The sequence below is a fragment of the Pseudomonas sp. UBA6699 genome (assembly GCF_002454615.1).
Classification (GTDB): domain Bacteria; phylum Pseudomonadota; class Gammaproteobacteria; order Pseudomonadales; family Pseudomonadaceae; genus Aquipseudomonas; species Aquipseudomonas juntendi.
The window spans coordinates 523-13,705 of the sequence record NZ_DKJF01000039.1 but is presented as its reverse complement, the minus strand read 5'-3'; the positions used below and the strand labels follow the sequence as shown (position 1 = coordinate 13,705).

Annotated in this window: 11 protein-coding genes; 8 read left to right on the top strand and 3 right to left on the bottom strand. The window is 64.4% G+C overall.

Annotation, left to right across the window (positions count from 1 at the left end; all coding sequences use genetic code 11):
- The first annotated feature begins 326 nt into the window (after positions 1-326).
- The 5 genes from B3361_RS07710 to B3361_RS07690 all read left to right on the top strand — a co-directional run bounded on the left by B3361_RS07710 (position 327) and on the right by B3361_RS07690 (position 7,047).
- Positions 327-3,044, top strand: coding sequence for a LuxR C-terminal-related transcriptional regulator (locus B3361_RS07710; RefSeq protein ID WP_054881934.1), 2,718 nt, complete (start codon positions 327-329; stop codon positions 3,042-3,044).
- Between the two features lie 158 nt (positions 3,045-3,202).
- Positions 3,203-4,810, top strand: a complete 1,608-nt coding sequence (locus tag B3361_RS07705; protein ID WP_054881933.1) for a response regulator — start codon at positions 3,203-3,205, stop codon at positions 4,808-4,810.
- On the top strand, positions 4,807-5,499 hold the full coding sequence (locus B3361_RS07700) for a sensor histidine kinase (protein WP_009682688.1): 693 nt from the start codon (positions 4,807-4,809) through the stop codon (positions 5,497-5,499). Before B3361_RS07705 ends, B3361_RS07700 begins: the two co-directional genes overlap by 4 nt.
- A gap of 72 nt (positions 5,500-5,571) precedes the next feature.
- On the top strand, positions 5,572-6,216 hold the full coding sequence (locus B3361_RS07695; RefSeq protein WP_029887745.1) for an MBL fold metallo-hydrolase: 645 nt from the start codon (positions 5,572-5,574) through the stop codon (positions 6,214-6,216).
- A 108-nt stretch (positions 6,217-6,324) separates the two neighbouring features.
- Positions 6,325-7,047 (top strand): OmpA family protein, encoded by a 723-nt coding sequence (locus B3361_RS07690; RefSeq protein WP_029887746.1) that lies wholly within the window; start codon positions 6,325-6,327, stop codon positions 7,045-7,047.
- A 34-nt stretch (positions 7,048-7,081) separates the two neighbouring features.
- Here the strand turns inward: B3361_RS07690 and pta are convergent, their stop codons facing one another.
- Together pta and B3361_RS07680 are read right to left on the bottom strand one after the other, a co-directional pair.
- Positions 7,082-9,169, bottom strand: a complete 2,088-nt coding sequence (gene pta / locus B3361_RS07685; protein ID WP_054905510.1) for a phosphate acetyltransferase — start codon at positions 9,167-9,169, stop codon at positions 7,082-7,084.
- Between the two features lie 31 nt (positions 9,170-9,200).
- Positions 9,201-9,503: a DUF3565 domain-containing protein gene (locus tag B3361_RS07680; protein ID WP_054881935.1), complete on the bottom strand. Its 303-nt coding sequence runs from the start codon at positions 9,501-9,503 to the stop codon at positions 9,201-9,203.
- On the opposite strand from B3361_RS07680, the gene B3361_RS07675 reads away from it, so the two are divergent.
- The gene (locus tag B3361_RS07675; protein WP_029887748.1) at positions 9,502-9,987 is read left to right on the top strand and encodes an FKBP-type peptidyl-prolyl cis-trans isomerase; all 486 of its coding nucleotides are present in this window, start codon (positions 9,502-9,504) and stop codon (positions 9,985-9,987) included. The two genes, B3361_RS07680 and B3361_RS07675, sit on opposite strands and share 2 nt — an antisense overlap.
- Positions 9,988-10,131: 144 nt before the next feature.
- Positions 10,132-10,614, top strand: coding sequence for a glutathione peroxidase (locus B3361_RS07670; protein WP_009682696.1), 483 nt, complete (start codon positions 10,132-10,134; stop codon positions 10,612-10,614).
- A gap of 11 nt (positions 10,615-10,625) precedes the next feature.
- On the opposite strand, the gene B3361_RS07665 is transcribed toward B3361_RS07670, so the two are convergent.
- On the bottom strand, positions 10,626-11,816 hold the full coding sequence (locus B3361_RS07665) for a glycosyltransferase family 4 protein (RefSeq protein ID WP_029887749.1): 1,191 nt from the start codon (positions 11,814-11,816) through the stop codon (positions 10,626-10,628).
- 176 nt (positions 11,817-11,992) lie between these two features.
- On the opposite strand from B3361_RS07665, the gene B3361_RS07660 reads away from it, so the two are divergent.
- A partial coding sequence (locus B3361_RS07660; RefSeq protein WP_286920155.1) for a methyl-accepting chemotaxis protein occupies positions 11,993-13,183 on the top strand: 1,191 nt, incomplete at its 3' end.

Genomic DNA, 13,183 nt, shown 5'->3' with positions numbered 1-13,183 from the left:
CTGTCAGCCCTGATGCGATCCCTGTGGCTGCCTTGCCTGCGATGGGCCGCAATGCGGCCCCAGTTGCTTGAGGGAGCAGCATTACCGGTTTACCGGGGCGTTTTCATTGGCCGCTCCATGCCCTCGGCGTGCAAGCCTGAACGGGCGATAAGTCCGCTGAATACCTGCCCAAACCCGCCGCCCACCCCCGTGTCCATCAGCCATGTCGCTTTTTGTCGCAGTCTTTTCTATGGCAATTGTTTCCATCATCTTCAAATGCGTAGCGTTACCGGCTAGTCTCGCAGGCATCCATATCGCCGTAGTCTTCCAACCAGAACGAGCCGGCCATGACAGAACTGTCCCGCACGCATGGATTCGCGACTCAGGCCTTGGGCCTGCTGGACGGGCGTTTCTTCCGGCCGCCATTGCCGGACGGGCACGTGCCGCGCCCGCGTTTGTGCCAGCGCTTGTACGCCGGCCTTGGTGGCCGCTTGCTGCTGGTCAATGCGCCGGCCGGCTTCGGCAAGAGCTCGCTGGCCATCGAGTTCTGCGAGTCGCTGCCCGATCACTGGCGCAGCCTCTGGCTGGGCCTGAGCCAGCGCGATGCCGACCCTGGGCGCTTTCTCGAGCGGCTGCTCGAAGGCCTGCAGCAGTACTGCCCGGCCTTGGGCGGCCAGGCCATGGGCCTGTTGAAAATGCGCCAGCGCCATCAGCCATTCGCCTTCGAGGAGTGGCTCGATGGCCTGCTCGACGAGCTGGCGCAGTACCTGCGTGCCGATACGCCGTTGCTGCTGGTGCTCGACGACTATCACCTGGCCCAGGGGCCGGTGCTCGACCGCTGCCTGCAGTTTTTCCTCAACCACCTGCCGCCGGGCCTGGTGTTGCTGGTTACCAGCCGGCAACGGCCGGACTGGCACCTGGCACGTCTGCGCCTGTCACGGCAGTTGGTGGAGCTCAACGAACAGGAGCTGCGGCTGACCGCCGAAGAAGCGCTGGCGGTGATCGGTCGCCAGCCCAACGGCTTGCGAGGCCAGGCGCTGGACAACCTGATCCAGCGCAGCGACGGGTGGGTGGCAGGGTTGCGCTTCTGGCAACTGGCGGTCAGCGAGAGCGCCGACGAGCAGGGCTTGCCACAGGCCCTGCACGGGGGCGAGGGCCTGATCCGCGACTATCTGCTCGAAGAGGTCATCGACATGCTGCCTGCCGACGTGCAGGCCTTCCTCGATGAAACCGCCTGCCAGGAGCGCTTCTGCGCCCCGCTGTGCGATGCGTTGCGGGGGCGCGACGACAGCGCCGCGATCCTGCGCTTCTTGCAGGCACACCAGGTGTTCCTGGTACCGCTTGACGAGCATGGCCACTGGTTCCGCTACCACCACCTGTTCTCCGACCTGCTGCGCAGCCGCCAGGCCAGTGAGCCACTGGCCGACCTGCACCTGCGTGCCTGCCGCTGGTTCGAGCGCCAGGGGTTGCTGGATGAAGCCGTGGAGCAGGCCCTGCGTGCCGGCCACCTCGACGTCGCTGCCGACCTGGTACAGAGCCTGTCCGAGGAACAACTGCTGGCCGAACAGAATGTCGGCATGCTGCTGCGCTGGAAGATGGACCTGCCCGACAGCCTGCTGATCAGTACCCCGCGGCTGATCGTGCTGTACAGCTGGGCGCTGGGCCTGGCCTGCCAGCTGGACGCGGCTGAAGAACTGGCAGGCCACCTCAGCCGCTTCCTGCCTGCACCTTCGGCGACCGCGCAAAAGTCCATGCTGGCCCAGTGGCTGGCACTGAGCGGTGTCATCGCCCGTGGCCGCGGTGATCGTGAGCGCACCCTGGCCTATTGTGGCGAAGCCCTGCAGAGCCTGCCCGGCAAGCGCTATGGGCAGCGCCTGGTCTGTTTGTCGACGTTGTCCAACCTGGCGATTGCCGATGGCGACTTCTGGCGCGCCCGTGGCTGGAACCGTGAGGCGCTGGAGCTGGCCCAGCGGGTCGGCAACCCGTTGTTCGAGGCGTTGGCGCATTATGATCGGGCGCGGGTGTTGCACGCCCGTGGCGAGGTGCTGCGCGCACTGGATGAAGTGCGCCAGGGGCTGCAGCGTCTGCAAGGGCTCTCGGCGCAGCGGCTGTATGCGGTGCGCGCCCGCCTGACGCTGTATGAAGGCTACCTGCTGGTCTCGCGCCTGCAACCGGCCCAGGGCCGTGCACGCTTGCGCGCGGGGTTGGGCGAGGCACGTGCCTGCCGCGACATCAGCGTGCTTATTGGCCACTGCGTGATTGCCACCCTTGATGGGCGCGACGGGCAGTTCGCCGAGGCCTTTGCCGAACTGGCCGAGGCGGAACGGCTGATGCATATCTGGGATGTGCCGCCGGTTTACTACCTGGCCATGATCACCCTGGTCAAATGCGAGCTGTGGCTGGCCCAGGGGCGCGTCGACCTGGCCGAGTCCTGGTTGCTGCGCCTGGGCCAGACCTATGGCGGTGAGCAGCCGGCGGCGGCGCCAGAGTTTCACCCGCTGCTGCCGGTGCATATCGCCCTGCAGCAGGCGCTGCTCGAACGTGTGCTGTCACGCCGCACAGAGGCGCTCGAGCGCCTGGCCGGGCTGGTCGAGCGCGGCCAGGCCAGCGGCGGCATGATGCTCACCGTCAGCGCGCTCAGCCAGTGGATGCTGCTGTTGCTGGACGAAGGCCGCGATGGCCAGGCCGCGCAGTTGTTGCCCGGCTTGCTGGAGGCCGCACGCGGGGGCGTGCTGCAACCGTTCCAGCCGTTGCTGCAACGGCACCCGCAGTGGCTGCAAGAGCAGTTGCTGGCCAGGGCCGGCTGCCCGGTGCAGGTCGACCTGCTGGGGCATTTGCCAGCGTTGCCAAGCGCCCCATGCGGTAGCAGCGAGGCCCTGAGCGGGCGGGAGCTGGCAGTGCTCGAACTGATCGCCCAAGGTTGCTCCAACCAGCAGATCAGCGAGCGCTTGTTCATTTCCTTGCACACGGTCAAAACCCACGCCAGCCATATCAACAGCAAGCTGGGCGTGGAGCGGCGGACCCAGGCGGTGGCCAAGGCCAAGTCACTGGGGTTGCTGGCGTAGTGCTGGCGGTGCTGGCTACCGCCCGTTAAAGTAATGGCCTCGGGCCATGTTCGCGGCCGATAATGCTCGATGCTCATCTTTCCCGGCCAGCTGCCGATACAGCGATCGGTGGCATCGCCTCGCGCGATTTTTCAATCATTCCAGGGCAGGTCGTGTTGATGCTGCAGTACGGGCAAAAGAGCTTTCTGATCGTCGACGATTTCACCGACTTTCGCACGTCGACCCGGTCCATGTTGCGCGAGTTGGGTGTGCGCGACGTCGACACCGCCGACAGCGGCGAGCAGGCGCTGCGCATGTGCGCGCAGAAGCGCTATGACTTCATCCTGCAGGACTTCCACCTGGGCGATGGCAAGAAGAATGGCCAGCAGGTACTCGAAGACCTGATCATCGACAAGCACATCAGCCATGAGTGCGTGTTCATCATGGTCACCGCCGAGAGCAGCCAGGCCATCGTTCTCAGTGCCATCGAGCACGAGCCCGACGCCTACCTGACCAAGCCGTTCAACCGGGTGGGGCTGGCCCAGCGGGTCGAGAAGCTGTTCCAGCGCAAAACCCTGCTCAAGCCGATATTGCAGGCGCTGGACCGCAACCGCCCGGGCGAGGTGCTGGCGGCATGCGCCGAGCTGTGCAAAAGGGACCCGCGCCTGGCACCCCTGTGCCTGCGCTACCGGGCCGATGCCTTGCGCAACCTCAACCGCTTCGATGAGCTGGAGAAATTCCTCAAGGCCATTCTCGCCAGCCGCCCGCAACCGTGGGTGTACGCGGCGCTGGGGGCCCTGATGCACAAACGTGGCCAGAATGCCCAGGCCCAGGGCGTCTACGAGCAGGCGCTCAAAGCCTTCCCGATCATGCCATCCTTGTACGATGGCATGGCCGAAGTGCTGGTGGCCCAGGGCGAAAGCAAGCGTGCGCAGAGCCTGCTGGAAGAGGCTGTGCGCCTGTCGCCACTGTCGGTGCGGCGGCAGTCGACCCTGGGCAAGCTGGCGTTGGAAAACGAAGACTTCGAAAGCGCTTCCAAGGCCTTCCGCCATGCGGTGAACCAAGGGCAGAGTTCGCGCTACAAAGACCCGGAAAACAACCTGGGCCTGGTGCAGGCGCTGATGAGCAAGAATGCAGGCTTTGGCCTGGACGCCCGTACCCGCGTCGAGATCAACACCACGCTCAGTGAAGTGGCCAAGGAAAACCCCGAAGACCAAGGCTTGCAGGTGCGTGCGCGGATGATGAAGGCCGCCAGCCTGCAACAGGCCGGTGACCCGGAGACGGCTGCCAAGCTGACCGATCAGGCCATTCTGCGCCTGGACAAGATGAACCAGTTCTTCTCGGTCGATTCGGCCCTCACCGTCGCCGCGCAGTTGCAGGCGATGGGCCAGGAAGCCGCCGCCATCGGCGTACTGAAAAGCTGTGTGGAAAGTTATGGCGATGACCCCAAGGTCATGGAAAAAGTGGGCAAGCTGACGGACGACCCGAGTGTGCTCAACGCCATTACCGAAGCGGTCACCCTCAATCGCCAGGGTGTGCGCAGTTACCAGGGAGGGCAGCTCGGCGAGGCGTTGCAACTGTTCCGCAAGGCGCTGGGTCTACAGCCCAGGAACATCAGCATCGCCCTGAACACCGCCCAGGCGCTGCTGCGCATTGGTGGTGAAACCCCCCAGCCCGCGATCATGCAGGAATGCCGCGACGCCTTGACCAGCGTGGCCGGTATCCCTGCCAGCGACAATCGCTATGACCGTTACCGCAAACTGCACATCCGAGTGTTCGGCGCATGAATCAAGACAATCAGGGGCTGGATTTTTCCACGGTGATCGCCTCCACCGTGCACGACCTCAAGAGCTCCCTGGCGGCGTTGATCCAGTGCCACGGCCAGTGGGTGGAGCGTCTGCCCGAGGAACTGCGCGGCGGCGCCGAGCAAGGGATCATGGAGCACGAGTTTCGTCACCTCAACGGCATGCTGGTGCAGCTGCTGGGGTTGTACAAGCTTGGTGTGAACCAACTGCCGGTGTGCCCGGACTACCACGAACTGGACGATTTCATCGAGGCCCAGCTGGCGGCGCATGAGGAAGTGCTCAAGCACAACGATATTCTCGCCACCTGGCGCATCGACACGGATAACCCGCTGGGTTTCTTCGACCGCGAGCTGGTGGCCTCGGTGATCGCCAACGTCATCACCAATGCCACCCGCTTTGCCGGGCATGCCTTGTTGATCAGCATCGAGGAGGCGGACAACCAGTTGGCCATTTGCGTGAACGATGACGGCCCGGGTTATCCACAGCGTATGCTCGACCGCCAGGAGGAATATACCCAGGGTATCGACTCGACCAGCGGCAGCACCGGCCTGGGGCTGTACTTTGCTGCACGCATCGCGGCGCTGCATGAAAGTGGCGGGGTGCGTGGGCGCATCGAGATCTCCAATGGCGGTGCACTGGGCGGTGGCTTGTTCAAGTTGTTTCTGCCGTAGGGATTGGGGTGCACCTGCCGGCTTTTCCTGGCAGGCTTTGCGCAGAACCCCGGCTTTACCTGCGAGAACACCATGACCCAAGCCCTGCCTGCGCTCATCCGCGAAACCTTCCCTGTCGGGCCTTTGCAGTGCAACTGCACGCTCATCGGCGACCCGTTGAGCAAAAAGGCCATCGTCGTCGACCCGGGCGGTGATCCAGACAAGATTCTGGCCCGCCTGCAGGCCCATGGCCTGACGCTGGTGAGCATCATCCACACCCACGCCCACTTCGATCATTTCCTCGCCTCGGGCAAGCTCAAAGCGCTGACCGGTGCCACGCTGCATCTGCACAAGGCCGACCAGGCGCTGTGGGACAACCTGGAGATGCAGTGCCAGATGTTCGGCGTGCCCTACACCCCGGTGCCGTCGCCTGATCGCTGGCTGGCCGATGACGAAGAACTGGCGTGCGGCTGCGGCGTGGCCTTGCATACACCCGGGCACACGCCCGGCTCGATGAGCTTCTGGTTCGCCGACGCCAAGCTGTTGATCGCAGGTGACACCTTGTTCCGTCGGGGTATTGGCCGCACCGATTTGTGGGGTGGCGACCAGCGGGCCATCGTGCGCTCGATCAAGGAGCGGCTGTACCGGCTGGACGAGGAGGCCACCGTGGTCACCGGCCATGGGCCTGATACCCGGCTGGGTGACGAGATGCGCGAAAACCCGTTCGTGCGTGCCTGATGGCACATGAAGGCGCTTTCATGGAATTTTTCGTTGCCGGTGCGTTCCAAGGCTGGCATAGATGCATTTGCGATCTGTCGCATTCATGAATTGAGTAGGAGCTTGTCCATGTTCACCATGCGTCGTCTGATTATCGTCGCAACTGCCGCTGCCCTGATGACCGGCTGTGCCAGTCAGAACCCTTACGACAACCAGGGGCAGGCGCAGGGCTCTACCGGGATGAGCAAGACCGCCAAGTACGGTGGCCTGGGTGCGCTGGCCGGTGCGATCGCCGGTGCCGCCATCGACCACAACAACCGTGGCAAGGGCGCCCTGATCGGCGCTGCCGCCGTGGGCGCTGCCGCCGCCGGTTATGGCTACTATGCCGACAAGCAGGAAGCCGAGCTGCGCGCGCAAATGGCAAACACCGGTGTGGAAGTGCAGCGCCAGGGTGACCAGATCAAGCTGATCATGCCGGGCAACATCACCTTCGCCACCGATTCGGCCAACATCGCGCCAAGCTTCTACCAGCCGCTGAACAACCTCGCCAGCTCGTTCAAGCAGTTCAACCAGAACACCATCGAAGTGGTCGGTTTCACCGACAGCACCGGCAGCCGCCAGCACAACATGGACCTGTCCCAGCGCCGGGCGCAGGCCGTCAGCACCTACCTGACTTCGCAGGGTGTGGACAGCTCGCGCCTGTCGGTACGTGGCATGGGCCCGGACCAGCCGATCGCCAGCAACGCCGATGCCAATGGCCGTGCGCAGAACCGCCGTGTCGAAGTGAACCTGAAGCCGATTCCAGGCCAGCAATATGACCAGCAGCAGGGCCAGGTGCAGCAGTATCCCTGAATAGGCATGGGGCCGCGTTGCGGCCCCGTTTGTTTCAGCGCCCTACGCTGGCCTGAATCGCCGTGAGGGCAATGGTATGGACGATATCGTCCACCTGCGCCCCGCGTGGCAGATCGTTCACCGGCTTGCGCAGGCCCTGCAGCATTGGCCCCAGGCTGACCCCGTCGGCACTGCGCTGCACCGCCTTGTGCGTGGTATTGCCGGTGTTCAGGTCGGGGAATACGAAGACCGTGGCGCGCCCGGCCACCTGGCTGGTGGGCGCCAAGTCCCGGGCAATTGCCGGGTTGGCTGCAGCGTCGTATTGCAGCGGCCCATCGATCAGCAAGCCTTGCGTGGCGGCCTGCGCCAGGCGGGTCGCCTCGCGCACTTTCCCCACTTCCTCATCGCTTGCCGAATCGCTTGAATAACTGATCATCGCCACCCGTGGCGCGATGCCGAAGGCTTGCGCCGATTCGGCACTTTGCCGGGCAATCTCCGCCAGTTCGGCGGCGCTTGGGTGAGGGTTCATCACGCAGTCGCCGTACACCAGTACCTGCTCGGGGAACAGCATGAAGAATACCGACGATACCAGGCTCGCCCCCGGCGCGGTCTTGATCAACTGCAGGGCAGGGCGGATGGTGTTGGCGGTGGAATGCACCAGCCCCGACACCAGGCCGTCCACCTCATCCAGGGCCAGCATCATGGTGCCGATCACCACCGGGTCCTCCAGTTGCTGCTCGGCCATCGGCGCGTTGAGGTTCTTGCTTTTGCGCAGCTCCACCATCGGCTCCACATAGCGCCCGCGAATCAGCTCCGGGTCCAGTATTTCCAGGCCTGGTGGCAGGGTGATGCCCTGCGCGCGGGCGACGGCGTCGACATCTTCGGGCTTGGCCAGCAGCACGCAGCGGGCGATGCCACGGGCCTGGCAGATGGCCGCTGCCTGCACCAGCAGCGGCTCTGCACCTTCTGGCAGAACGATGCGCTTGTTTGCCTGCTGCGCGCGCTGGATCAACTGGTAGCGGAACACCGCCGGCGACAGGCGCAGCTCGCGCGGGGTGCCGCAACGTTGGTGCAGCCAGGCTGCGTCGAGGTGGCTGGCGACAAAGTCGGTAATGAACTCGGCGCGTTCGCGGTCGTCCACCGGGATTTCCCGGTTGAGCGAATTGAGCTGGTTGGCGGTGTCGTACGAACCGGTACTGACCGACAGGATCGGCAGGCCCGCCTGCAGCGCGCCGCGGCACAGCCCGAGGATGCGAGCGTCCGGTTTGCTGTCACTGGTCAACAACAGGCCGGCCAGCGGTACGCCATTGATCGCAGCCAGGCTGACGGCCAGGATGATATCGTCGCGGTCGCCCGGTGTGACGACCAAGGTGCCGGAGGTGAGCAGTGGCACGGTATTGGCCACGGTGCGCGCACAGATGATGATCTTGCTCATGCGCCGTTGTTCGTAATCGCCGGCATTGAGCACCTGGGCGCCAAGCAACTCGGCCACGTCGCGGGTGCGCGGTGCGTTCAGCTCGGGTTGATAGGGGATGCAGCCCAGCAGGCGAAAGTCATTGCCGCGCAGCAGCGGCGAGTGTTCGCGCAGGCGGGTGGCGAAGTCGGCCATGCTTTCGTCGGTGCGGACCTTGTTGAGGATCACCCCCAGTACTTTCGGGTCGCGTGGGCCGCCGAACAGTTGCGCCTGCAGTTCGACCCGCCCGGACAGCTCGCTGAGCACTTCGTTTTCCGGCGCCGAGACCAGGATCACCTCGGCATCCAGGCTCTTGGCCAGGTGCAGGTTGACCCGCGCGGCATAGCTGGCGTGGCGCGTGGGCACCATGCCTTCGACCACGACCACGTCATTGCCGATGCAGGCTTGCTGGTAAAGCCGGATGATTTCTTCCAGCAGTTCGTCCAGTTGGCCATCGCCGAGCATGCGCACGACCTGGGCCAGGCTCATGGGCACGGGGGGCTTGATGCCGTGGGTACGGGCGACCAGTTCGCTGGAGCGTTCGGGGCCGGTGTCGCCCGGGTGGGGCTGGGCGATGGGCTTGAAGAAACCCACCTTCAGCCCGGCCCGTTCCAGGGTACGCACCAGGCCCAGGCTGATCGACGTCAGGCCGACACCAAAGTCGGTCGGCGCAATGAAAAATGTCTGCATGCGTGCTTCTCGAAATAAGCGGTGCAAGAAATTAACGGCCAAGGGTAGCGCTATCGGCCCCTTGTGCGCACCAGCCACATGCGAACGGCTGGCCGATACGCTGCAGGCGCTGGGCCGGGTCGAGCACCCACGGGCGTGCCTGCCACGGCGGTTGGTGGCGCAGGTGCTGGGTGTGGCCGCAGGACAGCTCGGCTACCCAGTGGCCGTCTTCGTCTTGGTGAAAGCCGATGATCCGACTGATGGACCGTTGCTGCACGCCAGTGCGTTCGCAATCGGGCGATGGCTTGGTTACACTGGTGCGCTCTACATTCTTTTGCAAAAGGTCTTGCCCCATGCTGATCGCCGCCAACAAGGCTGTCTCCATCGACTATACCCTGACCAACGACGCCGGGGAGACCATCGACAGCTCCGCCGGTGGCGCGCCGCTGGTTTACCTGCACGGTGCCGGCAACATCATCCCAGGCCTGGAAAAAGCCCTGGAAGGCAAGCAAGCCGGTGACGAACTGGAAGTTGCCATCGAGCCGGAAGACGCCTACGGCGAATACCTGGCCGAGCTGGTCAGCACCCTGAACCGCAGCCTGTTCGAAGGCGTCGACCAGCTGGAAGTGGGTATGCAGTTCCACGCTTCGGCGCCGGATGGCCAGATGCAGATCGTGACCATCCGCGACGTGGACGGCGACGACATCACCGTTGACGGCAACCACCCGCTGGCTGGTCAGCGTCTGAACTTCAAGGTCAAGGTCGTCAACGTGCGTGACGCCAGCGACGAAGAAATCGCTCACCGTCACATCCACGGTGAAGGTGGCCATCACCACTGATTTTCTGCGCTAAGCTCAGAAAGTCGCCAGGCGCTCGGGCAAGCCGATCTGCCTTCCTACGGGAGGTGGGCGGTTTGAACGGGCGCCTTTTTAGTGGGCGCGATTTGCCTGCGCGGCAACCCGGAAGCTGAGAGGGGGTTCATCATGAGTGCATTTCACGAGCTGAAACTGGAGGCGCTGAACGGCGGGGAGCTGCCCCTCGCACCGTTCAAGGGCCAAGTGGTGCTGGTGGTCAACGTCGCTTCCAAGTGTGGTCTCACGCCGCAATACAAGGCCCTGGAAAACCTCTATCAGGTTTACAAGGACAAGGGCTTCAATGTGCTTGGCCTGCCGTGCAACCAGTTTGCCGGGCAAGAGCCGGGCAGTGAAAAGGAAATCCAGGACTTCTGCAGCCTGAACTACGGGGTGAGCTTCCCGCTGGCGGGCAAGCTGGAGGTCAACGGGGCGCAGCGCCATTCGCTGTATCGCCTGCTGGCGGGTGAGGGCGCCGAGTTCCCCGGCGACATTACCTGGAACTTCGAAAAGTTTCTGGTGGGCAAGGACGGCCGAGTGCTGGCGCGTTTTTCTCCCCGCACGGCGCCAGATGACCCGGCGGTGGTGCAGGCCATCGAGAAAGCGTTGGCCTGACGAGGCCGCTCCTACACAGATCGCGTAGCACCCAGCCTCGAAGCAGGTGAAGTCGCAGCCTGGTTCCGGGCTGCGTGCAAATACCCCTCGAACTGCTCGACAATCGCCGGCCAGCCCTGGCGGCTGGCATGCTGCCGCGCATTCAGGCGCACGCGACGCAGCGTTTCCTCTTCCTCCAGCAGCCAGCAGGCGGCATCGATGAATGCGGGCTGGTCGCCCGGCATGGCCAACGCACCGTTGTGGCCATGGCGGATATGTTGCGCAGCTGCCGCCTGGTCACAGGCAACCACCGCCAACCCCGAAGCCATGGCCTCGAGCACTACGTTGCCGAAGGTTTCGCTTGTGCTGGGGAACAGGAACAGGTCGCCACTGGCGTAGTGTTGTGCCAACACTTCGCCGCGCTGGGCGCCGCAGAAGAGCGCCTCGGGGAGCTGCTGCTGGAGGGCGGCGCGCTGTGGGCCGTCACCCACCAGAACAAGGCGCAGGCGTTTCTGTGGATAGGTTTGCTGCAAGGCCTGCAGGCAAGGCTGTAGCAGGCGAAGGTTCTTTTCTGCCGCCAAGCGCCCGACGTACAGCACGGCGATGTCGTCTGCACCCAGCCCCCAGCTTTCGCGCAAAGCCTGGCTGCGCCGGGCCGGGTTGAACAGGCAGGCGTCGACCCCGCGGGCCAGCAACCCCAGGTGCTGGAAGCCGCGGCGCTCAAGCTCAAGGCGCTGGCTTGCGCTGGGCACCAGGGTGACCGCCGTGCGCCGGTGGAACCAGCGCAGGTAGAGGGTGAGCAAGCGGCTCAGCAAACCCAGGCCGTAGTGGCCGGAGTACTGCGGGAATTTGGCGTTGAAGCCACTGACCACCGCCAGCCCCAGGCGCCGGGCAGCGCGCAGCGCGCTCAGCCCGAGCGGCCCCTCGGTGGCGATGTAGAGCACGTCCGGGCGCTGCCGGCGCCAGCGGCGTAGCAGCGTGTGCATCGACACCTCGCCCCATTGCAAGCCTGGGTAACCCGGCAGGCCCCAACCGCGGCACAGCACCAGCTGTGGATTGTGCTGTGCGTGGTTATCGCCGGCCTGGCGTGGGCGAACCAGCTCAACCTGATGGCCGCGCTGGCGCAACCCTTCGCTCAAGCGCCCAAGGGTGTTGGCCACGCCGTTGATTTCGGGTGGGAAGGTTTCGCTGACGAGGGCGATGCGTAGCGCAGGTGTGTTCATGGCAAAAGTTTCTGCCTGCTCGATTGCGTCAATGTGACGGTCACGTGGCGCGCAGGTGACAGCTGACCATCGGCTTGTGCAGCGTGCAGATTATTTCCTGGTGCGCCGCTCAAGGGGCCGTGCCGTCGGCCGATGAAGATGCATTCGACCACCTGTTGCGCTCCAGGAGAGCGGTGATGTTCAACAACAAGCTCAAGCAAGAAAACCGGCAACTGCGCGAAGACCTGATGTGTATCGAACAGGTCAAGAGCAGCCTCGACAGCGAGATGCTGGTGCTGCAACTCGACCCCCAGGGACGGATCGAGATGGTCAATGACAACTTCGAGAGCGAGATGCTCTACCGGGCCGACCAACTGCTTGGACGCAACATCGAGGACATCGTCCCCGCTCATGTGCGGTCGCTGGATTTCTACCAGCGGATGAAAGCCGCCATCACTCGTGGCGAGCACCTGAACGGCGCGTTTCGCCTGTTGCGCGGCAATGGCCAGGAAGCCTGGCTGCGCTCGATCCTGCAGCCGGTCAAGAACAGCGAGGGGCGCATTCGCTACTTCACCCTGCATTCCAGCGACCTGACCCGCACCATCGAGGCTTCGCGCGAACACGAGAGCCTGATCAAGGCGCTGATGCGCTCCACGGCGGTCATCGAGTTCGACCTCGACGGTAACGTCCTCACCGCCAACGAGCGCTTCCTGGCCACGGTCGGCTACCGCCTGGAGCAGATTCGCGGCAAGCACCATCGTCTGTTCTGCACGCCGGAAGAGGCCAACTCAACCGCTTACCAGGCGTTCTGGGACAGGCTGCGCCGCGGCGAATACGTGGCTGACCGCTTCAAGCGCATCGATGCCCACGGTCGGGTCATCTGGCTGGAGGCCTCCTACAACCCGATCTTCGATGCCCACGACGTGCTGTACAAGGTGGTCAAGTTCGCCACCGTGATCACCGATCAGGTCCAGCAGGAGCAGGCGGTGTCCGAAGCCGCCAGCGTGGCCTTCGAGACCTCCCAGCATACCGACGACACGGCCCGCAAAGGCGCGGCGGTGGCGCAGCAGACGGTGGAAGTGATGCGCGCCCTGGCCACCCAGATGCAGGAGGCGGTGAAGGGCATCGAGGCGCTGGACAACCAGTCCCAGGTGATCGGCACCATCATAAAGACCATCAGCGGCATCGCCGAGCAGACCAACCTGCTGGCGCTNNATGCCAGCGCGCGCAAGGCTACCGAAGTGGTCACCCAGAGTGTCAGCGTGATGCGCGGCCTGGAAGCTTCGATGCAAGAGGCGGCCGAGGGTATCCAGGCGCTGGACACGCAGTCGCGGGTGATCGGCTCGATCATCAAGACCATCAGCGATATTGCCGGGCAGACCAACCTG

Bases quoted from the DNA above. Each gene is read 5' to 3' on its own strand.
- B3361_RS07710 (WP_054881934.1), top strand. From the start codon at position 327: ATGACAGAACTGTCCCGCACGCATGGATTCGCGACTCAGGCCTTGGGC.
- B3361_RS07700 (WP_009682688.1), top strand. From the start codon at position 4,807: ATGAATCAAGACAATCAGGGGCTGGATTTTTCCACGGTGATCGCCTCC.
- B3361_RS07670 (WP_009682696.1), top strand. From the start codon at position 10,132: ATGAGTGCATTTCACGAGCTGAAACTGGAGGCGCTGAACGGCGGGGAG.
- B3361_RS07665 (WP_029887749.1), bottom strand. From the start codon at position 11,816: ATGAACACACCTGCGCTACGCATCGCCCTCGTCAGCGAAACCTTCCCA.
- B3361_RS07680 (WP_054881935.1), bottom strand. From the start codon at position 9,503: ATGGGGCAAGACCTTTTGCAAAAGAATGTAGAGCGCACCAGTGTAACC.
- B3361_RS07690 (WP_029887746.1), top strand. From the start codon at position 6,325: ATGTTCACCATGCGTCGTCTGATTATCGTCGCAACTGCCGCTGCCCTG.
- B3361_RS07695 (WP_029887745.1), top strand. From the start codon at position 5,572: ATGACCCAAGCCCTGCCTGCGCTCATCCGCGAAACCTTCCCTGTCGGG.
- B3361_RS07705 (WP_054881933.1), top strand. From the start codon at position 3,203: ATGCTGCAGTACGGGCAAAAGAGCTTTCTGATCGTCGACGATTTCACC.
- pta (WP_054905510.1), bottom strand. From the start codon at position 9,169: ATGCAGACATTTTTCATTGCGCCGACCGACTTTGGTGTCGGCCTGACG.
- B3361_RS07675 (WP_029887748.1), top strand. From the start codon at position 9,502: ATGCTGATCGCCGCCAACAAGGCTGTCTCCATCGACTATACCCTGACC.